This is a genomic window from Enterobacter sp. Sphag1F (genome assembly GCF_014193275.1).
Taxonomy (GTDB): domain Bacteria; phylum Pseudomonadota; class Gammaproteobacteria; order Enterobacterales; family Enterobacteriaceae; genus Pantoea; species Pantoea symbiotica.
The window spans coordinates 1-22,918 of the sequence record NZ_JACHZD010000010.1 but is presented as its reverse complement, the minus strand read 5'-3'; the positions used below and the strand labels follow the sequence as shown (position 1 = coordinate 22,918).

Annotated in this window: 19 protein-coding genes; 8 read left to right on the top strand and 11 right to left on the bottom strand. The window is 53.0% G+C overall.

The features are described from left to right. The first annotated feature begins 26 nt into the window (after positions 1–26). Positions 27–1,412 carry a uracil-xanthine permease family protein gene (locus tag FHW71_RS22735; RefSeq protein WP_179453158.1) on the top strand — a complete coding sequence of 462 codons (1,386 nt, stop codon included), beginning with the start codon at positions 27–29 and terminating at the stop codon, positions 1,410–1,412. A gap of 122 nt (positions 1,413–1,534) precedes the next feature. Further along, positions 1,535–3,214 (top strand): AsmA family protein, encoded by a 1,680-nt coding sequence (locus FHW71_RS22730; RefSeq protein ID WP_179453157.1) that lies wholly within the window; start codon positions 1,535–1,537, stop codon positions 3,212–3,214. A gap of 40 nt (positions 3,215–3,254) precedes the next feature. Here FHW71_RS22730 and fabY read toward each other — a convergent pair whose 3' ends face one another. From fabY to typA, 5 genes are all read right to left on the bottom strand, one after another. Then, a complete protein-coding gene (gene fabY, locus FHW71_RS22725) occupies positions 3,255–4,202 on the bottom strand; it encodes a fatty acid biosynthesis protein FabY (RefSeq protein ID WP_008109787.1) in 948 nt (315 codons plus the stop codon). A gap of 59 nt (positions 4,203–4,261) precedes the next feature. Next, positions 4,262–4,699 carry a D-aminoacyl-tRNA deacylase gene (dtd, locus tag FHW71_RS22720; RefSeq protein WP_154194899.1) on the bottom strand — a complete coding sequence of 146 codons (438 nt, stop codon included), beginning with the start codon at positions 4,697–4,699 and terminating at the stop codon, positions 4,262–4,264. Then, the gene (locus tag FHW71_RS22715) at positions 4,696–5,568 is read right to left on the bottom strand and encodes a virulence factor BrkB family protein (protein WP_008109791.1); all 873 of its coding nucleotides are present in this window, start codon (positions 5,566–5,568) and stop codon (positions 4,696–4,698) included. Before FHW71_RS22715 ends, dtd begins: the two co-directional genes overlap by 4 nt. Next, positions 5,569–6,165, bottom strand: coding sequence for a glucose-1-phosphatase (yihX, locus tag FHW71_RS22710; RefSeq protein ID WP_061720525.1), 597 nt, complete (start codon positions 6,163–6,165; stop codon positions 5,569–5,571). Positions 6,166–6,349: 184 nt separating this feature from the next. Further along, positions 6,350–8,170: a ribosome-dependent GTPase TypA gene (gene typA / locus FHW71_RS22705; RefSeq protein ID WP_007885247.1), complete on the bottom strand. Its 1,821-nt coding sequence runs from the start codon at positions 8,168–8,170 to the stop codon at positions 6,350–6,352. Between the two features lie 439 nt (positions 8,171–8,609). Here typA and glnA point away from each other — a divergent pair, with 439 nt between their 5' ends. The 3 genes from glnA to glnG all read left to right on the top strand — a co-directional run bounded on the left by glnA (position 8,610) and on the right by glnG (position 12,747). Further along, positions 8,610–10,019: a glutamate--ammonia ligase gene (glnA, locus tag FHW71_RS22700; RefSeq protein WP_008109796.1), complete on the top strand. Its 1,410-nt coding sequence runs from the start codon at positions 8,610–8,612 to the stop codon at positions 10,017–10,019. 261 nt (positions 10,020–10,280) lie between these two features. Further along, positions 10,281–11,330, top strand: coding sequence for a nitrogen regulation protein NR(II) (gene glnL, locus FHW71_RS22695; RefSeq protein WP_008109798.1), 1,050 nt, complete (start codon positions 10,281–10,283; stop codon positions 11,328–11,330). 7 nt (positions 11,331–11,337) lie between these two features. After that, a complete protein-coding gene (gene glnG / locus FHW71_RS22690; protein ID WP_008109800.1) occupies positions 11,338–12,747 on the top strand; it encodes a nitrogen regulation protein NR(I) in 1,410 nt (469 codons plus the stop codon). A 49-nt stretch (positions 12,748–12,796) separates the two neighbouring features. Here glnG and hemN read toward each other — a convergent pair whose 3' ends face one another. Then, a complete protein-coding gene (gene hemN / locus FHW71_RS22685; RefSeq protein ID WP_179453156.1) occupies positions 12,797–14,170 on the bottom strand; it encodes an oxygen-independent coproporphyrinogen III oxidase in 1,374 nt (457 codons plus the stop codon). A gap of 236 nt (positions 14,171–14,406) precedes the next feature. Beyond that, positions 14,407–14,928 carry a Der GTPase-activating protein YihI gene (yihI, locus tag FHW71_RS22680; protein ID WP_008109804.1) on the bottom strand — a complete coding sequence of 174 codons (522 nt, stop codon included), beginning with the start codon at positions 14,926–14,928 and terminating at the stop codon, positions 14,407–14,409. A 555-nt stretch (positions 14,929–15,483) separates the two neighbouring features. Between yihI and yihA the strand changes: the two genes are divergently transcribed. Then, on the top strand, positions 15,484–16,125 hold the full coding sequence (yihA, locus tag FHW71_RS22675; protein WP_008109805.1) for a ribosome biogenesis GTP-binding protein YihA/YsxC: 642 nt from the start codon (positions 15,484–15,486) through the stop codon (positions 16,123–16,125). Between the two features lie 396 nt (positions 16,126–16,521). Here the strand turns inward: yihA and polA are convergent, their stop codons facing one another. The 4 genes from polA to FHW71_RS22655 all read right to left on the bottom strand — a co-directional run bounded on the left by polA (position 16,522) and on the right by FHW71_RS22655 (position 21,646). Beyond that, positions 16,522–19,314, bottom strand: coding sequence for a DNA polymerase I (gene polA / locus FHW71_RS22670; RefSeq protein WP_179453155.1), 2,793 nt, complete (start codon positions 19,312–19,314; stop codon positions 16,522–16,524). Positions 19,315–19,681: 367 nt separating this feature from the next. After that, positions 19,682–20,311, bottom strand: coding sequence for a thiol:disulfide interchange protein DsbA (gene dsbA / locus FHW71_RS22665; RefSeq protein ID WP_008109808.1), 630 nt, complete (start codon positions 20,309–20,311; stop codon positions 19,682–19,684). A 26-nt stretch (positions 20,312–20,337) separates the two neighbouring features. Next, entirely contained in the window at positions 20,338–21,324 is a 987-nt protein-coding gene (locus tag FHW71_RS22660; protein ID WP_179453154.1) for a serine/threonine protein kinase, read from the bottom strand. Between the two features lie 46 nt (positions 21,325–21,370). Then, positions 21,371–21,646 carry a YihD family protein gene (locus tag FHW71_RS22655; protein ID WP_179453153.1) on the bottom strand — a complete coding sequence of 92 codons (276 nt, stop codon included), beginning with the start codon at positions 21,644–21,646 and terminating at the stop codon, positions 21,371–21,373. Between the two features lie 72 nt (positions 21,647–21,718). On the opposite strand from FHW71_RS22655, the gene mobA reads away from it, so the two are divergent. Continuing rightward, complete coding sequence (gene mobA, locus FHW71_RS22650) at positions 21,719–22,294, top strand: molybdenum cofactor guanylyltransferase MobA (protein WP_179453152.1); 576 nt, start codon at positions 21,719–21,721, stop codon at positions 22,292–22,294. Continuing rightward, entirely contained in the window at positions 22,291–22,794 is a 504-nt protein-coding gene (gene mobB, locus FHW71_RS22645; RefSeq protein WP_179453151.1) for a molybdopterin-guanine dinucleotide biosynthesis protein MobB, read from the top strand. Before mobA ends, mobB begins: the two co-directional genes overlap by 4 nt. Positions 22,795–22,918: the final 124 nt, after the last annotated feature.

Below are 22,918 nucleotides of genomic sequence, written 5' to 3'. Positions count from 1 at the left end.
CTTTGTTGTAATTGAGAACGTCCACCATGTCCGTCAACACCGCTGAAACTCGCCAGCCTGCCAGCGCTGCAAGCCCGAAAAGTGAACTGATTTATCGCCTCGAAGACCGTCCACCGTTACCGCAAACCTTGTTTGCTGCCTGTCAGCATTTGCTCGCGATGTTTGTCGCGGTGATTACGCCCGCGCTGCTGATTTGCCAGGCGCTGGGTTTACCGGCGCAGGATACGCAGCACATCATCAGCATGTCGCTGTTTGCCTCGGGCGTGGCATCGATTCTGCAAATCAAAACCTGGGGACCGGTGGGTTCCGGACTGTTGTCGATCCAGGGCACCAGCTTTAACTTCGTCACGCCGCTGATCATGGGCGGGATGGCGCTGAAAAACGGCGGCGTTGATGTTCCAACCATGATGGCGGCGCTGTTTGGCACGCTGATGGTAGCGTCTTGTACCGAAATGGTGCTTTCACGCGTGTTGCACCTGGCGCGCCGCATCATTACGCCGCTGGTTTCCGGCATTGTGGTGATGATTATTGGCCTGTCGCTGATTCAGGTCGGTTTGACCTCTATCGGCGGCGGCTTTGCTGCGATTAGCGATCACACGTTCGGTGCCCCGAAAAACTTATTGCTGGCGGCTTCGGTATTGGTGGTGATTATCCTGCTCAATCGTCAGCGTAATGCTTATCTGCGCGTGGCTTCGCTGGTAATCGCAATGGCGGTAGGTTATGCGCTGGCCTGGGCGCTGGATATGCTGCCCGCCACCAGCACGCCAGCCGATCAGCCGCTGATTGCCGTGCCATCGCCGCTCTACTACGGCCTGGGCTTTGACTGGAATCTGCTGATCCCGCTGATGTTAGTGTTTATGGTGACCTCGCTGGAAACCATCGGCGACATCACCGCGACCTCTGATGTTTCCGAGCAGCCGGTGAGTGGTCCGCTGTATATGAAGCGTCTGAAAGGTGGCGTGTTGGCAAACGGGCTCAACTCCTTTGTCTCGGCGCTGTTCAATACCTTCCCGAACTCCTGTTTTGGCCAGAACAACGGCGTGATTCAACTTACCGGCGTTGCCAGCCGCTATGTGGGGTTTGTCGTGGCGCTGATGCTGATCGTGCTTGGCCTGTTCCCGGCTGTAAGCGGTTTTGTGCAGCACATTCCAGAACCGGTGCTGGGCGGTGCAACCATTGTGATGTTCGGTACTATCGCCGCATCTGGCGTGCGTATTGTTTCACGCGAGCCGCTGAATCGTCGTGCCATCATGATTATTGCGCTGTCGCTGGCGGTAGGTTTGGGCGTTTCTCAGCAGCCACTGATTCTGCAATTTGCACCTGACTGGCTGAAAACCCTGCTTTCATCTGGTATTGCGGCCGGTGGTATTACCGCCATCGTGCTGAACCTAATCTTCCCGCAAGAAAAGTAATCCAGACGGCAGGCTTCGGCCTGCCTGATATTTATCCGCATTTACATCCAGGCTGTTGAGCTGTAACGGTAATTCAGGCATAACAACCACTCACCGGATAAATATCGGGATGGATGAGTGCGATGAAATTTTTAGGCAAGTTTTTCCTTACCTTACTGCTGCTAATTCTGCTGGCGCTGGTAGTGCTGTATGTGTTGCTGCAAACACAATGGGGCGCAGGTTGGTTTAGCCGCTGGGTAAGCGATAAAACCGCCTGGCATCTCTCTCTCAGCAAGATTGAGCACGACTTCTCCTCTCCTTCGCACATCATTCTCGATGACTTCAGCTTTGGCCATGATGGCCAGCCCGCCGTGTTGGTGGCGAAACGCGTTGACCTCCGCCTTTCGCTGGTTCAGTTCAGCGATCCGTTGCACTTCAACAGCATCGAAATACGCGACGGTGAAATCAATCTTGCCAATCAAGCGCCCGATACCACGCTGCCCATTCAGGCCAATCGCCTGCAGCTGAATAACGTGCGTATTGAGAATCCGCATAGCGCGTTGCCGATGACCGCTCAGCGCGTCAACGGCGGTCTTCTGCCGTGGAAACCGCTGCCTAACGACGTGCTGGGCAGCGATGCGCAGTTCCAGATCAGCGCCGGCACCCTAACGCTGGATGGCGTGCCGGGCAACAACGTGCTGCTGCAGGGCAGCATTAATCAACGTCGACTGGTGCTGAGCAATATCGGCGCCGATCTGGCGCGTGGTTCGATGACCGGCAACGCCGAGCGTGATGCGCAGGGTAACTGGAAGATCGACCAACTGCGCCTCAACGATATCCGCCTGCAAACCCATCAAAGCCTGAGCGACTTCCTCAATCCGCTGCGCGATGTGCCTTCAGTGAGCATCAACCGTCTGGATATGACCGATGCGCGCCTGCAAGGACCGGATTGGGCGGTGACCGATCTTGATTTAACCCTGAAAAATGTCACCCTGCGCGGCGATGACTGGGAAAGCGATGGCGGTTCACTCTCCATGAACGCCGGGAATTTTATTAACGGTGGCTTTGAGCTCAACGATCCTATCGTCAATGCCGACCTTTCGCCGCAAGGCATAGCGCTGACACAGTTCAGTTCGCGTTGGGTGAATGGCGTGGTGCGCGCCAGCGGCAACTGGACGCGCAGCGATAAACGTCTGACGCTGGATGAACTGGCCGTCGCCGGGCTGGAATATACCTTGCCGCAAAACTGGCGTGAACGCTGGCAGCAAACCTTACCGGATTGGCTGGATAGCGTGCTGATAACGCGCGCCACCGCTAACCGTAATCTGATTATTGATATCAATCCAGCGTTCCCGTTCCAGATGACGTCACTGGATGGCAGTGCAGATAACCTGCTGCTGGCGCGTCAACATCAATGGGGAATCTGGGCCGGTAAAGCGAGCTTTAACGCTGCTGAAGCCACCTTTAATCGCACCGATCTGCGCCATCCATCCATTGCGCTGAATGCCAATGACCAACAGATTCAGGTAACGGAGTTGAGCGCCTTTAACGGCAGCGGTTTACTGGAAGGTTCAGCAACGGTTGGGCAGGATGCGCAACGTCCGCTGACGCTGAATCTGAAAGGCCAGGCTGTGCCGGCAAACGTGCTGGGAAATTGGGGTTGGCCAACGCTGCAGTTGAGCGGGAACAGTAATTTGCAGCTGCAGGTAAAAGGTTCGTTGAACGCCAGCGCGCCGCTGCGCCCAAGCGTGGATGGTACGTTGTCGGTGACGACCGATGCACAGTCGGTGCAGCAGACGATGCGGGGCGGGCAGGTTCAGTGAGTTTAAATAACAAGGTCGCCATGAATGGCGACCTTACATGCTAGTTGATACGGGCGCCGGAACCGCCCTCTTCCAGCGCTCCGTCCGAATCGGCGGGCAACACGATATACACGCCTTCGAATACCGCGCCCAGCTCATCATCGCCAAACAGCTCCACTTCCATCTGCACGCGCGCTTTGCGGCCTCGCGCCAAACGGTCAAGATCGCCGCTGAGTGAGCCGAGATCGGCAATCGCGCCCGGACGGCCACTGATCGGTTTGCTGTAGCGAATATGCGCATCCGCCAGAATAATAGTGCCGCCGAGATGACGCTCGCGCAGCAATAGCCAAATCAAGCCCCAACCGGTCAGCGTGGCGAGCGAGAACAGGCTACCCGCAAATAAGGTGTGATGAGGATTCTGGTTGCCCGCTTCAGGCATGGTGGTAACGAATTTCTGCCCGGTGTATTGCAGAATGCGCACGCCCATTTTTTCACTCAACGGGATGTGCTCATACCAGGCTTGCTGCAGCTGCCCACACCAGTCGGCGCGATGCAGAATATCGTCGAGCGTCACCACTGGTTTGATCATCAGGAAGTGGCGCACCGGCGTGGTTTGCGGCGCGGTGATTTCCCCCTGATTGACGTAGCCAAGCTTGGCAAAGAATTCAACCGCGTCTTCACGTGCGCTACAGGTGACGCGTTTCGCCCCTTCCTGACGCGCGACCGATTCCAGCGTCATCGCCACCAGCGTGCCAAGACCTTTGCCCTGCACGGAAGGATGCACGGCAAGGAAGCGAATCGCCGCTTCGTTCTCGGCGTTGATGTACAGACGGCCGATCGCCACTGGTTTGCCCTGCTCATCCACCACCATTTGATGATGTGCCAGCGCATCCCAGGCATCACGCTCAGAACCCTGCGGCTGACGCAGCGGCTTTCGTAACATTTCCCAGCGGAACTGATAATACATATCCAGCTCTTCCGCCGTTTGCGGTACGCGAAGATGATACATAAAGTGATTCTCTCGTTCGGAGCTTGCGTGGCTAAGTCCTTGCCGCTCGGCTGAAAACCTCACACCTGTAACCAGAAGGTCACCGGACCATCGTTTACTAACGAAACCTGCATGTTGGCGGCGAAGCGCCCGTTTGCGGTGGTCACGCCCTGTGCTCGGCAGCAATCGCTAAAGTATTCATAGAGGCGCTCGGCTTCCGCCGGTTCTGCGCCGCCAGAGAAAGAGGGACGCATCCCTTTATTAGTATCTGCGGCGAGAGTAAATTGCGATACCACCAGCACGCTGCCACCCGCCTGCTGCACATTGAGATTCATTTTGTCATTCTCATCCGCAAAGATGCGGTAGCCCAGCACGCGCTCGGTTAGACGCTGCGCTTTTTGTTCGTCGTCACCCTTTTCCACACCCAATAACACCAATAACCCATTGCCAATTTCCCCCACTGTCGCGTCGTCAACGCTAACACTGGCGCGGCTGACGCGCTGAATCAAAGCAATCATGTTTCCTCACGTTCTTTTTCGCGTTCCTGCTGTTTTAGCTGGCGATAGTCATCCAGCGTGACGGTGATTTCCGCGCCTAACAACACAATACACCACGACCAATAGACCCAAAGGAACAGAATGGGGATGACCGCCAGAACGCCGTAAATTAACTGATACGAAGGGAACATCGTAACATAGAGCGCAAAGCCTTTTTTGCCCAGCTCGAACAGCAATCCAGCAACGATGGCGCCGATCAGTGCATCGCGTGTGGGCACGCGCCGCGTCGGCACAATGCTGTATAGCAGCCAGAAAGCGAGGATGGAGAGGCACAACGGGAAAATACGGAGCAGCTGATCAACCAGACTGGTTACGCCTGTCACACTCAACCAGCGCAGCGACAACAGATAGGAGCTGAGCGCTAAGCTTGCGCCTGCCAGCAGCGGGCCGAGCGTTAAGATCATCCAGTAAACGGCAAACGAATAGACCATCGGACGCGGCTTATCGCTGCGCCAGATGGCGTTCAATGCGCTATCCACCGAATGCATCAGCAGCAGCGCGGTGACGATCAACCCCACAATACCGATCGCCGTCATCTTATTGACGTTAGCGACGAACTGGTCGAGATAACGCTGAATCACGTCGCCCGTTGCCGGGATGAAGTTGGTAAAGATGAAGTTCTTCAACTGCACGCTGATATCCGAGAACATCGGAAAAGCAGCAAACAGCGCGAACACCACGGCAATCAGCGGCACCAATGCCAGCAATGAAACGTAGGCGAGATTACCCGCCTGCGTTGTCATGTTGTCATCGTCAATGCGTCGCCACAGCAGTTTTACCCACAAATAAAAGGCATGCGCCGAGTGGCGCAAATGTCGTTGGTTCAGCACTCAGAGACGACCCGCAAACCAGTCCGGCACGGTTTTTTCATCAACCACCAGCACGCTTTCAATGCCGAGCGCGCGCGCAGCGTCAATATTGGCCTGGTTATCATCGAAAAACACCGCCTGATTGGCCTGATAACCTTCGTGCTGCAGCACATAGTTATAGATGCGCGCCTCCGGCTTACGCATGCCGATATCCTGCGACATATAAAGATGATCGGCCGCCTGTTGAACATCGGGATATTGGGTTGGCCAGAACTCAAAGTGCAGCTGATTGGTATTCGACAGGATCACTACGCGCTCGCCATTGGCACGCAGCTTGTTCATGATCGCCAGCGTTTCCGCACGCACGCCGACAAAGACCGCCTGCCAGCCAGCGGTGAATTGCGGATAGCTCAGCGCGATATCCAGCTGGTCGCAGATACGTGCAGCAAATTCCGGATCGCTGATTTCGCCGCGTTCGTGTTGCTCAAAAGCCTCATCCATGCGGAAACGACTTTGCAGCGTGGATAACGGCACGCGCCCCAAATCGCTCCAGACGCCGAGCACACGATTGAAATCGATATCAACAATCACATTGCCTAAATCAAAGATGTACAGCATGACGCCTCTCCTTTTCGTTCCCTGGATCATTCACTTTAGCGGCAAAAGTGGGAGCTGAACAGGGACGAAAGGTGGGAAATCAGTAATCTGGAAGCGGAGCCAAACTTCATTAAGCGAGCGTTGCAGCGGGTTGCAGGCATAAAAAAGCCCCGCAAGTGCGGGGCTCAATATCAGACTGTTTCGCTTACTCTTTGCTGCCGCGAGAAGAACGCTTACGATCGTTCTCGGTCAGGTGACGTTTACGAATACGGACTGACAACGGAGTCACTTCTACCAGTTCGTCATCATCGATGAACTCGATAGCCTGTTCCAGCGTCATTTTCTGCGGTGGAACCAGAGTGGTGGCTTCGTCAGTACCTGACGCACGCATGTTGGTCAGTTTCTTACCGGTCAGGCAGTTTACTGTCAGGTCGTTAGAACGGCTGTGAATACCGATGATCTGGCCTTCATATACTTCCGCACCGTGACCCAGGAACAGCTTACCGCGATCCTGCAGACCGAACAGGGCGAACGCGACCGCTTTACCCTGACCGTTTGAGATCAGCACGCCGTTCTGACGCTGGCCCACTTCGCCTGGACGAACGTCGTCGTAGTGGCTGAAGGTGGAGTACAGCAGACCGGTACCTGAAGTCATGGTCATGAATTCGTTACGGAAGCCGATCAGACCACGGCTTGGGATCATGTAGTCAAGACGTACACGGCCTTTGCCATCTGGATCCATGTTTTTCAGGTCGCCTTTACGCTCACCCATCGCTTGCATCACAGAACCCTGATGGGTTTCTTCGATGTCGAGGGTCACGTTTTCGAATGGCTCCTGCTTACGGCCTTCGAACTCGCGGAAGATTACTTTCGGACGGGATACCGCCAGCTCGAAACCTTCACGACGCATGTTCTCGATCAGAACCGACAAGTGCAGCTCACCACGACCAGAAACGCGGAACGCATCCGAATCTTCGGTTTCTTCAACGCGCAGTGCCACGTTGTGTACCAGTTCTTTGTTCAGACGCTCCAGGATCTGGCGCGAAGTCACGAACTTACCTTCTTTACCGCAGAACGGTGAGGTGTTCACGTTGAAGAACATGGTTACGGTTGGTTCGTCGACGCTCAGGGCTGGCAACGCTTCCACATTCTGCGTGTCGCAGATGGTGTCAGAGATGTTCAGCTCGCCCAGACCGGTGATCGCGATGATGTCGCCCGCTTCCGCCAGGGTGCTTTCGATACGCTCCAGACCAAGGTGGCCCAACACTTTACCGACTTTACCGTTACGGGTTTTGCCTTCGCTATCAATGATAGTGACTTGCTGGTTCGGCTTCACGGTACCGCGCTTGATGCGGCCGATGCCGATCACGCCCAGATAGTTGTTGTAGTCCAGCTGCGAGATTTGCATCTGCAGTGGCGCTTCAACTTCAACCTGAGGTGGAGAAACGTGGTCAACGATCGCCTGATACAGCGGGGTCATGTCGTCAGCCATGTCGGTGTGTTCCAGACCCGCGATACCATTCAACGCCGAAGCGAAGATGATCGGGAAGTCCAGCTGCTCGTCAGTCGCATCCAGGTTAACGAACAGGTCAAATACCTGATCAACAACCCAATCAGGACGCGCGCCCGGACGGTCAACTTTGTTGATAACCACAATCGGCTTCAAACCATGAGCAAATGCTTTCTTGGTTACGAAGCGGGTTTGCGGCATAGGGCCATCCATCGCATCTACAACCAGCAGCACCGAATCCACCATGGACATGACGCGCTCCACTTCACCACCGAAGTCGGCGTGTCCTGGGGTATCAACGATGTTGATACGGTAGTCATTCCATTTGATGGCGGTGTTTTTTGCGAGGATGGTAATCCCACGCTCTTTCTCCAAATCGTTGGAGTCCATTACGCGCTCAGTCGCTTCGGTACGAGCATCAAAAGTACCGGACTGTTGGAGCAGCTTGTCAACCAGGGTGGTCTTACCATGGTCAACGTGCGCGATGATGGCGATGTTACGCAAATTTTCGATCACAGCTTTGCCTCAGGCATTATAGAAATAACGCGGTATTGTACACGGATTAAGCGGAAGACTGAACATGATCACAGATTTCGCCGAAAGTTTCTCGTAGCGCTGGTTTTTAGCACCGTTTACGGTGCATTAATCTGCACTGCGATGGCAATTTGCACCAATTTAGTGCTTAACTTCACCCATGGTGCACCATAACGATGCATGCAATCCATCCTGGTGCAGCCTTCGACTCACGAAAGGGCGCATTGTAGCGCCATTTTCACCATTGTCATAAAGTTGGCACAGAATTCGCTTTATATATTTTAAGCGAAAACGACAGTTATAAAACGGTTGATAGAGCTTGCCGAGATCTTTGGTTAGGAATGGTTAGCAGTCGTGACACATTCCCGGCAACGAAGTTCTCTCACCATGACGATAATGACCATTTCCAGGAGAGTTGAGTATGTCCGCTGAACACGTTCTCTCGATGATGAACGAGCATGAAGTTAAGTTTGTTGACCTGCGTTTTACCGATACCAAAGGTAAAGAACAGCACGTTACTATCCCTGCTCACCAGGTTAACGCTGACTTCTTCGAAGAAGGCAAAATGTTCGATGGCTCCTCCATCGGTGGCTGGAAAGGCATTAACGAATCAGACATGGTGCTGATGCCGGATGCAACCACTGCAGTAATGGATCCGTTCTTCGAAGACTCGACCCTGATCATCCGTTGCGACATCCTTGAGCCAGGCACACTGCAGGGCTACGACCGTGACCCACGCTCCATTGCTAAGCGTGCAGAAGAGTTCCTGCGTTCTTCAGGCATCGCGGATACCGTGCTGTTTGGACCAGAGCCAGAGTTCTTCCTGTTCGATGACATCCGTTTCGGTTCTTCTACTTCAGGTTCACACGTTGCTATCGACGATATCGAAGCAGCATGGAACACCGGTAAAGAGTACGAAGGCGGTAACAAAGGTCACCGTCCAGGTCTGAAAGGCGGTTACTTCCCAGTGCCACCGGTTGACTCAGCACAGGACATCCGTTCTGCCATGTGTCTGACCATGGAGCAGATGGGTCTGGTGGTTGAAGCACATCACCACGAAGTAGCAACTGCTGGTCAGAACGAAGTGGCAACCCGCTTCAACACCATGACCAAAAAAGCTGACGAAATTCAGATCTACAAATACGTGGTGCACAACGTTGCTCACGCGTACGGCAAAACTGCAACCTTCATGCCTAAGCCAATGTTCGGCGATAACGGTTCTGGTATGCACTGCCACATGTCCCTGTCAAAAGGCGGCGTGAACCTGTTCTCTGGCGACAAGTACGGCGGCCTGTCTGAAACGGCTCTGTTCTACATCGGCGGTATCATCAAGCACGCTAAAGCGATCAACGCCCTGGCGAACCCAACCACCAACTCATACAAGCGTCTGGTCCCAGGCTACGAAGCACCAGTTATGCTGGCTTACTCTGCCCGTAACCGTTCTGCTTCTATCCGTATTCCAGTGGTTGCTAGCCCGAAAGCACGTCGTATCGAAGCACGCTTCCCGGATCCAGCGGCTAACCCATACCTGGCATTCACCGCGCTGCTGATGGCCGGTCTTGATGGTGTTATCAACAAGATCCACCCTGGCGATGCGATGGACAAAAACCTGTATGACCTGCCTCCGGAAGAAGAAGCTGAGATTCCAAAAGTTGCAGGTTCTCTGGAAGAAGCACTGAACGCACTGAACGAAGACCGCGAGTTCCTGACCCGTGGCGGCGTGTTCACTGATGACGCTATCGATGCATACATCGAACTGCGTAAGCCAGACGTTGACCGCGTGCGTATGACTCCGCACCCAGTTGAGTTCGAACTGTACTACAGCGTTTAATCAGCATTAAAGATTCGCGGATTTTGCATCGCCGCAAGGCGGCAATCGAGAGAATCCCGGGGAGCTGAGATAACTCAGTGACTCGGGTGAACGAGTGCAGCCAACGCAGCGGCGGTGTAAAAGACGCCGAAGATTTTATATTGCCGTGGAAACTTTAGCCCATCTCCGGATGGGCTTTTTTCTCCGCGCATTCATGGTTCGAAGCACAGATTTCCGTCCTGAAAGGCTATAATGCACTAAATTAGTGCAGAGGAACGCTGTATGGCAACTGGCACGCTGCCCGACGCGGGGCAGATTCTCAACTCACTGATCAACAGTATTTTGCTGGTCGATAACGATTTAGTTATCCATTACGCCAATCCGGCGGCTCAGCAATTACTGGCGCAAAGCTCACGTAAATTGTTCGGCACGCCATTACCGGAATTAACCGGCTATTTTTCGCTGAATATTGAGGTGATGAGCGAGAGTCTCGGAGCTGGCCAGGGCTTTACCGATAGCGAAGTCACGTTGGTGGTCGATGGTCGCGCGCACATTATGTCGCTCACGGCACAGCGCTTACCGGATGGCTTTATTCTGCTGGAAATGGCGCCAATGGATAATCAACGTCGTCTCAGCCAGGAACAAATTCAGCATGCTCAGCAGGTCGCTGCCCGCGATTTAGTGCGCGGTTTGGCGCATGAAATCAAAAACCCGCTGGGAGGATTACGTGGCGCCGCGCAGTTGCTGACTCGCGCGTTACCCGATCCTTCCCTGCATGAATATACGCGCATCATCATTGAGCAAGCCGACCGACTGCGTAATCTGGTCGATCGCCTGCTCGGCCCGCAACAGCCGGGCTTGCACGTAACGCAAAGCATTCATCAGGTCGCCGAGCGCGTGGTGAATCTGGTGTCGATGGAGTTGCCGGATAACGTCTCGCTGGTGCGTGATTACGATCCAAGCCTGCCAGAATTGCCGCACGATCCCGACCAGATTGAACAAGTGCTGTTGAATGTGGTGCGTAACGCCCTGCAAGCTTTAGGCGATGAAGGCGGCACCATTGTGATTCGCACGCGTACTGCCTTCCAGCTCACGCTGCACGGCACGCGTTACCGTTTAGTTGCACGTATTGATATTGAAGATGATGGCCCAGGGATTCCGGCCCAGCTACAAGACACCCTGTTCTATCCGATGGTTAGCGGACGCGAAGGCGGCACCGGTTTAGGTCTGTCCATCGCCCGTAGCCTGATCGATCAGCATTCAGGGAAAATAGAATTTAACAGTTGGCCAGGACACACCGAATTCTCGGTTTACCTGCCTATTCGCCAGTGAGGTTTCTATGCAACGAGGGATAGTCTGGATCGTCGATGACGATAGCTCCATCCGCTGGGTGCTTGAAAGGGCACTCACTGGAGCCGGTTTGAGCTGTGCAACCTTTGACAGCGCTAACGAGGTATTGGACGCGCTCGCAAGCAAAACCCCAGACGTATTATTGTCAGACATTCGTATGCCTGGCATGGATGGACTTGCGCTTCTGAAACAGATTAAGCAGCGCCATCCGATGCTGCCGGTCATCATTATGACCGCGCACTCCGATCTGGATGCCGCCGTCAGCGCTTATCAGCAAGGTGCGTTTGATTACCTGCCAAAGCCGTTTGATATTGATGAAGCGGTGGCGCTGGTTGAGCGTGCGATTAGCCATTATCAGGAACAGCAGCAGCCGCGTAATCAGCCCGTCAGCGGCCCAACCACCGACATTATCGGCGAAGCGCCGGCCATGCAGGATGTGTTCCGCATCATTGGTCGTCTTTCACGCTCCTCAATTAGCGTGCTGATCAACGGTGAATCCGGTACCGGTAAAGAGTTGGTCGCCCATGCGCTGCATCGTCATAGTCCGCGTGCGAAGTCCCCTTTTATCGCGCTGAACATGGCGGCGATACCCAAAGATTTGATTGAATCAGAGCTGTTTGGTCACGAGAAAGGCGCGTTTACCGGTGCTAACCAGATTCGTCAGGGACGTTTTGAGCAGGCCGATGGCGGCACGCTGTTCCTCGATGAAATTGGTGACATGCCGCTTGATGTGCAAACCCGCTTATTGCGCGTTTTGGCCGATGGCCAGTTTTATCGCGTTGGCGGCTATGCGCCGGTGAAAGTGGATGTGCGTATCATCGCGGCAACCCACCAGAATCTTGAGCTGCGCGTGCAGGAAGGCAAATTCCGTGAAGACTTGTTCCATCGTCTTAACGTGATTCGCGTTCATCTGCCGCCGCTGCGTGAACGCCGCGAAGATATTCCGCGCCTGGCGCGTTACTTCCTGCAGGTCGCTGCGCGTGAGTTAGGCGTGGAAGCGAAGATTCTGCATCCGGAAACCGAAACCGCGCTGACGCGTCTGCATTGGTCCGGTAACGTGCGCCAGCTGGAAAATACCTGTCGCTGGTTGACGGTGATGGCAGCTGGCCAGGAAGTATTGATTCAGGATCTTCCGCCTGAACTGTTTGAATCCAGCACGCCAGACAATCCGGTGCAATCGTTGCCGGATAGCTGGGCCACGCTGCTGGCGCAGTGGGCAGATCGCGCCTTGCGTTCCGGTCATCAAAACCTGTTGTCGGAAGCACAGCCGGAGATGGAGCGCACGCTGCTCACCACCGCGCTGCGTCACACGCAAGGGCACAAACAGGAAGCGGCACGCTTGCTCGGCTGGGGACGTAATACCTTGACGCGTAAGCTGAAAGAGCTGGGAATGGAATAACGCGCACGTTGTGCGTGTTAATACAGGGGAGCGAATGGGCTCCCCTTTTTTATATCACTCGCGAGAACTGCTGCATGCGCACCTTTTGGCGCATATACACATCGAAGCACATACAAATGTTTCGAATCAGCAAACGCCCAACGCCAGTAACGTGCAGGCTGCGACCGCGCTGTTCCACTAATCCATCCGCCACCAGCGGCGCTGACAGCGCTAAATCCTCGGCAAAATAACGTTCAAACTCAATCGGGTATTGCGCTTCTATCGCGGCAAAATCCAGTGCGAAATTGCAGATTAAGGCTTTAATCACATCGCGGCGCAAACAATCATCGTCACTCAACGTGAGCCCGCGCCACAGCGCATTGCCGCGCTGCTCGACATCTGCGTAATAGGCTTTCAACTCTTTGTGATTTTGCGCATAGCTGTCGCCCAGCATACTGATGGCCGACACGCCCAAACCGAGCAGATCGGTTTCGCCCTGAGTGGTGTAGCCCTGAAAATTACGATGCAGTTCGCCGGCGCGTTGTGCCACCGCCAGTTCATCATCCGGACGCGCGAAGTGATCCATGCCGATAAACTGGTAACCTTCGCCGGTTAAGGTGGCGATGGTTTCCTGCAGGATTTGCAGTTTCTGTGCCGCGCCTGGCAGCTCGTCATCTTTAATCTTGCGCTGCGCAGCGAACAGCGCTGGCATGTGCGCATAGTTGAAGACGCTGAGGCGATCGGGATTGAGTGCAATAACACGCTGTAAAGTGAAGGCGAAGCTTTCCGGCGTCTGCAGCGGCAAGCCATAAATCAGATCGAGGCTAACCGAACGGAAGCCCTGCTCACGCGCACGCTGCACCAGCGCAAAGATGGTTTCTTCATCCTGCACGCGATTCACGCGTTCCTGCACCGCTTTATTAAAGTCCTGCACGCCCATGCTCAGGCGATTAAAACCTTCCGCGCGCAGATGATCGATCATCTCCAGTTCGATTTCACGCGGATCAACTTCGATCGACATTTCAACATCATCGGCAATGGTAAAATGATCGCGTAGCAGCGCCACCAGCCGGCTCACCTGCTGCTGGTTGAGGAATGTCGGCGTACCGCCGCCCCAATGCAGCTGAGTGACGCAGCGGCCCGCAAACAAGGGCGCACGCTGGCGGATTTCCTGCTCCAGCACATCGAGGTAGCGATCGGCTTTATGCAGCTGGCGCGTCACGATTTTATTGCAGCCACAGAAGTAGCAAAGACGATGGCAAAACGGAATATGCACATACAGCGATAACGGACGATCGGGATAGCGCTGCACGGCGTGCTGAAAATCTGCCTCACTAAAGTTCTCACTAAACTCAAGCGCGGTGGGATAAGAGGTATAGCGCGGGCCAGCGTAATTGTATTTTTCGATGAGGCGCTGATCCCAATCAATCTGCTGCAATGACATGCTCACTCCTTACGGTGACGTCGTCTGAGAGAGGGTCGCGTAGCAGAAGAGTGGACGAAGCGATGGGCTGAACGCCGACGTAAACGCGACTTCAGACGCGACAGGCGGCGTAGTTTAAACAATAACCAGAGCAGATAACATGTCAGCAGCAGCGCGAAAATTGATCCAGGCCAAAACATAGGTGAATACCTGTTCAGCGCGGCATGCGCGAAAACGCATGCCGATCAAGATTGGCCTTAATTGCCTTTGAGCAGGCGCATCATATCTTCTTCGGCCTGCTCATCTTCCGCTTCGTCATCCAACGCGATGCCCAGCGTTTCCATTAGCTCGTCAATGCGGTCTAAGGTTTGATCCAGCCAGGCCTGATCTTCGCCACTCAAGGTTTCACCGTTTTCCAGGCGATCCAGCAGCGTATCCAAACGTTCGTCATTTTCCAGCTTCGCCAGCTCTTCTTGCGGCGTCAGGCGAACTTTTTCCGCTTTTGGCTTTGGTTTCGCTTCAGGTTTTTTCGCCGGCTGGGTTTTACCATCAGCGACTAATGCGATCGGCGTTTTGCTTCCCAGGCGTGGATCCTGAGCTTTTTTACCCTGACCTTTGCCAGCGGTTTGCGTTTCCGGATTGGCACGGCTGCCAGATTTATGGCCGCTATGCTTTTTATCGCGTTTGCGATCGCGCGCTTCCTGATTAAGGTCTTCACGCGATTTGCGTTTGGCTTTCGCAGCAGGTTTGCCACGCGGGGCTGATGCAGGTTGCTTCATGGTGTCCGGTCTCGGCGGTGCTTTGTGAGTTCAGTATAGAATTGCGGCGAAATCTAGCAGAAAGTAAGCAAAGAAAAAAGGCGATAGCCTATGCTATCGCCTTTTATCGCACCTTCATACGAAGGAAACACTGAATAAATCCTTTACGGCTCACAACGTCCCGGTTGCTCCATCGCCACATCGCTCCTGCGATTATTCCCTGTCCTTGTCCGATTCCTGCCTGAATCGCTTCCCGCCATGCTCTTGGTCATCCCCGACACTCCTGAGCTCATCATCCTGATGGGTGCTGCCGTGCACTGACAACAAATGTAGACTAATAGGTAAAATGAACAAGTGAGACTTGTCTCTATTTTAGAGTGGCATTTCCTACAAACATCTCAAGCCATTGAAATTAAATGCCTAAAATGATTGTTAATATTCCATGAAGCGGTAATCACTGGCAGTAAAAATCATAGATCTCTTACAAAATGACGCGTTTAGACGCTATCGGGCACTTTTGCGCCATTACAGGTATAATCAGCCCAATTGCCCGATTCATTTTGCTGGAGTTTCACTTTGTCTGCTTTGAACTATCACATGACCCATTTCATGCTCAGCGCCCCGGATATTCGCCATTTACCGGCGGATGTGGGTATTGAAGTTGCTTTTGCCGGGCGCTCGAATGCAGGCAAATCCAGCGCGCTGAACACCATCACCAATCAAAAGGGTCTGGCACGTACCAGTAAAACGCCAGGTCGTACCCAGCTGATTAACCTGTTTGAAGTGGTTGAAGGTAAATGTCTGGTCGATTTACCCGGTTATGGCTATGCCCAGGTTCCGGAAGAGATGAAGCGCAAATGGCAAAAGTCTCTGGCGGAATATTTACAGAAACGCCAGGCATTGAAAGGCTTGGTGGTATTGATGGATATTCGCCATCCGCTGAAAGACCTCGATCAGAACATGATTGAATGGGCTGTACAGAGCCAGATTCCCGTGCTGGTCTTGCTGACCAAAGCCGACAAGCTGGCATCAGGCGCGCGTAAAGCACAACTGACGATGGTACGCGAAGCGTCGCTGGCCTTTAACGGTGATGTGCAGGTAGAAATGTTCTCGTCATTGAAGAAGATGGGCGTTGATATTGTGCGTAAGAAGCTGGATAGCTGGTTTAGCGAACTGGAGCCTGCGCAAGAAGGCGACGGCGAAGAAACAGCAGAGTAATTTTGTTGCGGCTTTTGCGAAAAAAGCCCAATAAAAAACGCCCCAGTCATAAATGACTGGGGCGGCTAAATATTCAGCCAAATCCGATTACGTGAAGTAAAAGGTCTGAAAGATAGAACATCTTACCTCTGTACCCTACGCGACAAACTCTACCTGATTTTCCGCGCCCTACAAAGGGTTTTTTGTTGTTAAGTTTCAGGATTTGACATCTTTTTTACTAAGCTCATCACACTTTCACGTGTGCGATGTAGTTTAATTACTAAAAAAATGCTTAGCCGATAAGCAGTTACAAAACGCGCATTTAATAGACCGCTTTGTGGAGTTGCTGAACCGATTAAGTAAACTTTTTTCTTATGATGATGTCAGCGACACGCAAGTGCCGCTGAATGCGCGTAATCAGTGCGCCTCATCCCAGTTATCGCCGGTTCCGACTTCAACCTGCAATGGCACATCCAGCTTCATGCTGTTCTCCATCAGGTCACGGATGGTCTTAATCGAGCCATCTACCGCGTCGCTGCGGATCTCAAACACCAGTTCATCGTGTACCTGCATAATCATGCGCACAGCATCGTCTTTTTGCTCTAACAGCCAGCCATCCACTGCAATCATCGCGCGTTTGATGATGTCTGCCGCCGTGCCTTGCATTGGGGCGTTGATCGCCGCACGCTCCGCCGCTTTACGACGAATGGCATTGCTGGAGGTGATATCAGGTAGCCACAAGCGACGACCGTCAAGCGTTTCTACATAGCCTTTCTCTGCCGCCTTCGCGCGCGTCTCTTCCATATAACGCAGCACGCCCGGGTAGCGTTCAAAGTAGAGATCCATATATTTTTTCGCCTCACCCGCGCCGATATTCAGCTGGCGGGAGAGACCAAATGCGCTCATTCCGTAGATCAGGCCAAAGTTGATCGCCTTAGCACTGCGGCGCTGCTCACCAGAAACTTTGCTCAACGCCACACCAAACACCTCTGACGCGGTGGCGCGGTGAATATCTTCGCCCTGGGCAAACGCATCCAGCAGGCCTTTGTCTTGCGACAGATGCGCCATGATGCGCAGTTCAATCTGTGAGTAGTCCGCAGCAACAATACGATTGCCCGACCCGGCGATAAACGCCTGACGAATACGACGCCCTTCTTCGTTGCGCACCGGGATATTCTGCAGATTGGGATCGGTAGACGAGAGTCGTCCTGTCGCGGTTACCGCCTGATGATAGGAAGTATGCACGCGGCCGGTAACCGGATTGATCATCAGTGGCAGCTTGTCGGTGTAAGTTGATTTCAACTTCGATAAACCACGATGTTCAAGAATCACTTTCGGCAATGGATAATCGAGCGCCAGCTCAGCCAACACTTCTTCGCTGGTCGACGGTGCGCCGCCCGGCGTTTTCTTGGTTGGCTTGATTCCCTGCTTTTCAAACAGAATGGTTTGCAGCTGTTTAGGTGACGAGAGATTGAACGGTTCGCCCGCCAGCTCGTGCGCTTTCAGCTCCAGCTCTGCCACACGCGTGGTCAGCTCCTGCGAGTGTTTCGCCAGGATATTCTGGTCAATTAGCACGCCGTTGCGCTCAATACGCGATATCACCTTCAACAACGGCATTTCGATCTCTTCAAATACCTGTTTCGGTCCCGCTTCCGGCTCCAGCTTCTCCCACATTTTCAGATGCAATTGCAGCGTGACATCGGCATCTTCCGCCGCATAGTGGCCGGCTTGCTCGATAGCAATTTGGTTAAAAGTGAGCTGGTTTTTGCCTTTGCCCGCGATCTCTTCGAAAGTCACCGTTTTATGGTTCAGCCAGCGCGCGGCCAGGCTATCCATATCGTGTTTTCCACCCACGCTGTTCAGGCAATAGGATTCCAGCATGGTGTCGAATTTGATGCCGTTCAGTTCAATGTCGTAGTTCTTCAGCACGCCGCGATCGTATTTGAGATTCTGGCCAACCTTCGCCGCTTTGCCATCTTCCAGCAGCGGTTTTAGCTGCTTCAGTACTTCGCTACGATCCAGCTGATCTGGCGCATCCAGATAATCGTGAGCGACCGGCAGATAAGCCGCTTCACCCGGCGCGACGGCAAACCCAATACCGACAATATTGGCGCTTAAGGTATCCAACGAGTCGGTCTCAAGATCGAAAGCGAAGAGCTCGACGCTTTTCAGCTTTTTCAGCCATTCAGCAAATGTCGCTTCATCGAGGATAGTGACGTAGCCATCCGCAGAGAGCACGCTGGTCGCTTCGGCAGCGGGCGCAGCAGGTTCGCTGAGCTGCGCTTTCTTAGTCTGCGCGTTGCTCTTTTTACCTTGTTGCAGCCATGAGCCATCCTGCAAATCGGTGATCCAGCGCTTAAATTCATAGCGGCTAAACAAGGTTTGCAGTGCTTCTACATTGGGTTCATTGACGACAAGCTGATCGCACGTCAGATCCAACTCAACGTCGGTTTTGATGGTTGCCAGCTGATAAGACAGGAAAGCGACATCGCGATTTTGCTCCAGCTTCGCCGCCATGGTTTTCGCGCCGCGGAACGAGAGATCGGCCACTTTATCGAGATTGTCATAGATTGACTGCATACCGCCCAAGCCTTGCAGCAGCGCCTGTGCGGTTTTCTCACCAACGCCCGGCACGCCCGGAATGTTGTCCGAGCTGTCGCCCATCATGGCAAGGAAATCGATAATCAACGCGGGTGGCACGCCATATTTCTGCTCGACCTCTTCCGGACCAAGCACGGTATTGGTCATGGTGTTGATCAAGGTGATCGCAGGCGTCACCAACTGCGCCATATCTTTATCGCCGGTGCTGATCAACACCGGGCGCCCGAGTTTTTCCGCCTCTAGCGCCAGCGTACCGATGACATCATCCGCCTCAACGCCAGAGATCGCCAACAGCGGCAGGCCCATCGCTTTGACCATTTCATGTAGCGGCTCAATCTGCGCTCGCAGATCGTCTGGCATCGGCGGACGGTGCGATTTGTAGTGCTCAAAGAGCTCATCGCGGAAAGTTTTGCCTTTCGCATCGAAGACCACAGCCACATGGCTTGGCTGATACTGCATCAACAGGCTTTTCAGCATGTTGAGCACACCATACATGGCGCCAGTTGGCTCGCCTGCACTGTTCGTTAGCGGCGGAAAGGCATGATATGCACGGTACAGATAAGATGAGCCGTCGACCAGAATCAGGGGATTTTCTGCAATTTGCGCCATAGGTTCGTATTTTCTTCGTTGCGATAATGAGGGCTATAAGGATGCCACAACCGGAGGAGAATGTTGAATGCACTCGGGGAAGTCAGGATCTTTTTCGTCGTTACGCGGCACGGATCGCAAGGATCAATCTGTGGATAAGTTTGTGCGTAAAAATCATAACGTATTGTTATTTACGTTAATTGTAATTACTTTAATATTAAAAATTAAATTATATCAGTTAGTTAAATACTTACTGTGACCTTATCCGTCCTAATGAAAAGACGATCGTCCATGTGGATATTAAGCGGAGGGTTAATAAATACAACGTATAAGCAACACGAAAAAGGCAATAAAAAACGCCGGCAGTGCCGGCGTTCTTAAAACTAAATTACTTCTTTTCTACCAGGAACTTCACTACGTTGGCGTAATCAGCAACGAAGTTGTCCATTGAGCTGGTATCCAGGCCACCGTTGTTAACCATATATTTGCCATTAACAAAGATTGCTGGCACACCTTGCAGGTTGACGTCTGCTGCCGCTTTCTGCTGCTGGGCAACCAGCGCTTTTACTGCGAAGCTGTTCCACGCTGCATCGTAATCCTCTGAAGAGATACCCGCCGCTTTAATAAAGGTCTCTTTCAGGCTTGCTGCATCAGTCACGGTTTGGGTTTTCTGAATACCGTCGAAAATCGGTGCAGTAACTTTGCTTTCTACGCCCAGCGCCATGGCAACAGCCCATGCCTGAGTGACAACCGGACCGAATTGACCGCCAAGGAAATCAACGTGGTATTTGGTCACTTTCGTGTCCGCCGGCAGGTTCTTTTTCACTGCATCGCTCACGTGATAAACGCGTTCGAACTGGTAGCAATGTGGGCAGAAGAAGGAGAAGAACTCCAGAACCTGCGGCTCACCCGCTACTGGCTTTGGCAAAGTAACGAACTGCTTACCATCGTTGAACTGTGCCGCTGAGGCGCCAAATGCCAGCATTAAACCTACCAGCGCAAACATGATCTTTTTCATCGTGAAACAATCTCCTGAGTACTTCATTAATATTGCGGGCTAAGCTGCAACGGCGGTTCGTGTAGCAGCCTTTCCTGCTCGATAAATAATGCAATCTGCCGGCGCCAAAAATCCTCATCTGTCATCCAGGGAAAGGCGCGCGGAAAAGCGGGATCCTGCCAGCGGCGTACCACCCAGGCCAAATAATAAACCATGCGCATAGCGCGTAAAGGTTCAATCAGTGACAATTCATGTAAATCAAAATCACCGAATTCATTATAGGCTTCCAGCAAAATGTCCCATTGAATCAACTGTTCCTGACGATCGCCATTGACCAGCATCCACAAATCCTGCACTGCTGGCCCGTTACGGGCATCATCAAGATCGACAAACATCGGGCCTTCACGCCACAAAATATTGCCGGGATGGCAATCGCCGTGCAACCTTAACGGCTGCCACTGGCTATGCCAGCGCTGCTGCAGCGTTGCGCTGAGCTTATCAACGGCAGCAAGCAGTAAGTCTTTGAGCGAAGCCGGTACTAACGCGCTTTGCTCTAGCTCCCTACGCGGTTGAAACACATACTCTTCAAGGCCGATAGTTGGTCGCTGCTGAAACAGGCTTTGCCTGGCGGTTTGATGGATGCGACCCAGAAAGCGGCCAACCCATTCCATCTGATCCTCGTTATCGGTTTCATATTGCCGTCCACCTAAACTGGGAAAGACCGCGTACATGAAGCCGGCATGATGATTCAGCGTACTGCCCTGCAGAACGATCGGCGCGGCAACCGGCACTTCATCCTCTAATAAATCCTGAGTGAACTGATGCTCTTCGAGGACCTGTTGCGCGCTCCAGCGCTGCGGACGATAAAACTTAGCCACATAGCGGCGTTTATCATCATCGCTGAACTGATAGACGCGGTTTTCATAGCTATTAAGGGCGGTTAAGCCTGATTCGACACGCAGACCCGCATCCCAAAGTGCATCAAGGATGACATCGGGATTCAGCGTCTGGAAATTAAAGGCGGCTTCGCTCATCATTTGGCCTGTGTGTTACCTTTGCGATTAATGCGCAAGGATAACATTACTCATCATCCTTAATCACACCGCGTGCACGTAATAGCGCGGTTTTGAAGTCCACTTCATAATCCTTTTTCAGGCCGGGAATGACACTCTGGCTGTCTGTGTCACGCATTTTGAGATGGTAAATCAATACATCATCGGTTAATTCACTTAATGGGCCACTGAAACCAGATTCCTGCGCCAGTTTTTGCAAAAATGCCAGTAAGTTGAGATCGGCATCCTTTTGCCATGCGGGTTGCAGGAGCTCGAGCAGTTCATTGAGTCGGTGATATTTCATCATTGATTCCTTTATGCAGATGGTACGCTGCCGCTCAGTAAGTATCGTCCAGAATGAAGCAAGGAGACGAAGATGACAGCATTTACTGGCGTGATCCTCGCGGGTGGTCAAGGCAGCCGTATGGGAGGCCAGGATAAAGGGTTGTTGATGTTACAGGGCGACCCCCTTTATCAGCACGTTTTGCGGCGATTCCGGCCGCAGGTCAATATTGTGTTGATAAGCGCTAACCGTAACATTGATCGCTATCAGGCAAGTGGTTGTCAGGTTGTTACCGATTCATTGCCCGATTATCCCGGACCGCTGGCTGGTATGCTCAGTGGTTTACGCAGCAGTGAAACCGAATGGGTCGCTTTCTGCGCTTGCGATACGCCATGGATCCCCAATGATTTCGTCGCGCGTCTATGGCAGCAGCGTAATGATGCGCCCGCCGTGTGGGTGAAGTCTTCCCTGCGTGATCATCCAGCCTTAGCCCTGGTCAATCGTGCGTTGGCTGAGGATCTTGAAGCCTGGCTACTGCGCGGCGAGCGACGCTTAATGCAATTTTTACGTGAGCATGGCGGGCATGCTGTTGCGTTTTCAGATCCAGAATCTGCGTTCCGCAATATCAATACGCCAGACGACCTCGTGAATGAGGAAAGGTGTTTATGAGTGTGCGCTTACTGGCGATTTCCGCGTGGAGTGGGACCGGAAAAACGACCTTGCTCGAGCAAGTTATCCCACTGCTCAAAGCTCAGGGGATTCGATCGGGCTTAATTAAGCACACACATCATCAGATGGATATCGATACGCCGGGGAAAGACAGCTATTTACTGCGCAAAGCTGGGGCGGATCAAGTGATCGTCGCCAGTAATCAGCGCTGGGCGTTAATGGTTGAAACACTCGATAAACCGTTAAGTCTGACGCAATTAGCATCGCAGATGGATAGCTCGACGTTGGATCTGGTGCTGGTAGAGGGTTTTAAAGATGAGGCGGTCCCCAAAATTGCACTTTGGCGGCGTGGCGTTAAAGGTAAGGTTGAGGATTTGCTGGATCAGTATGTGATTGCAATCGCTACTGATGAAAATTTAGAAGTGAATTTGCCGGTATTGGATATTAATCAACCAATGCAGGTTGCTGATTTTATTGTTCAGTGGCTGAAGAAGAGTTGAAATAGTGGTTTTTTTACTAATATCTGGACGTAAAAAAGCCCCGAACTTTCGTTCGGGGCTTCTTCACTATTTGATGCCTGGCAGTTCCCTACTCTCGCATGGGGAGACCCCACACTACCATCGG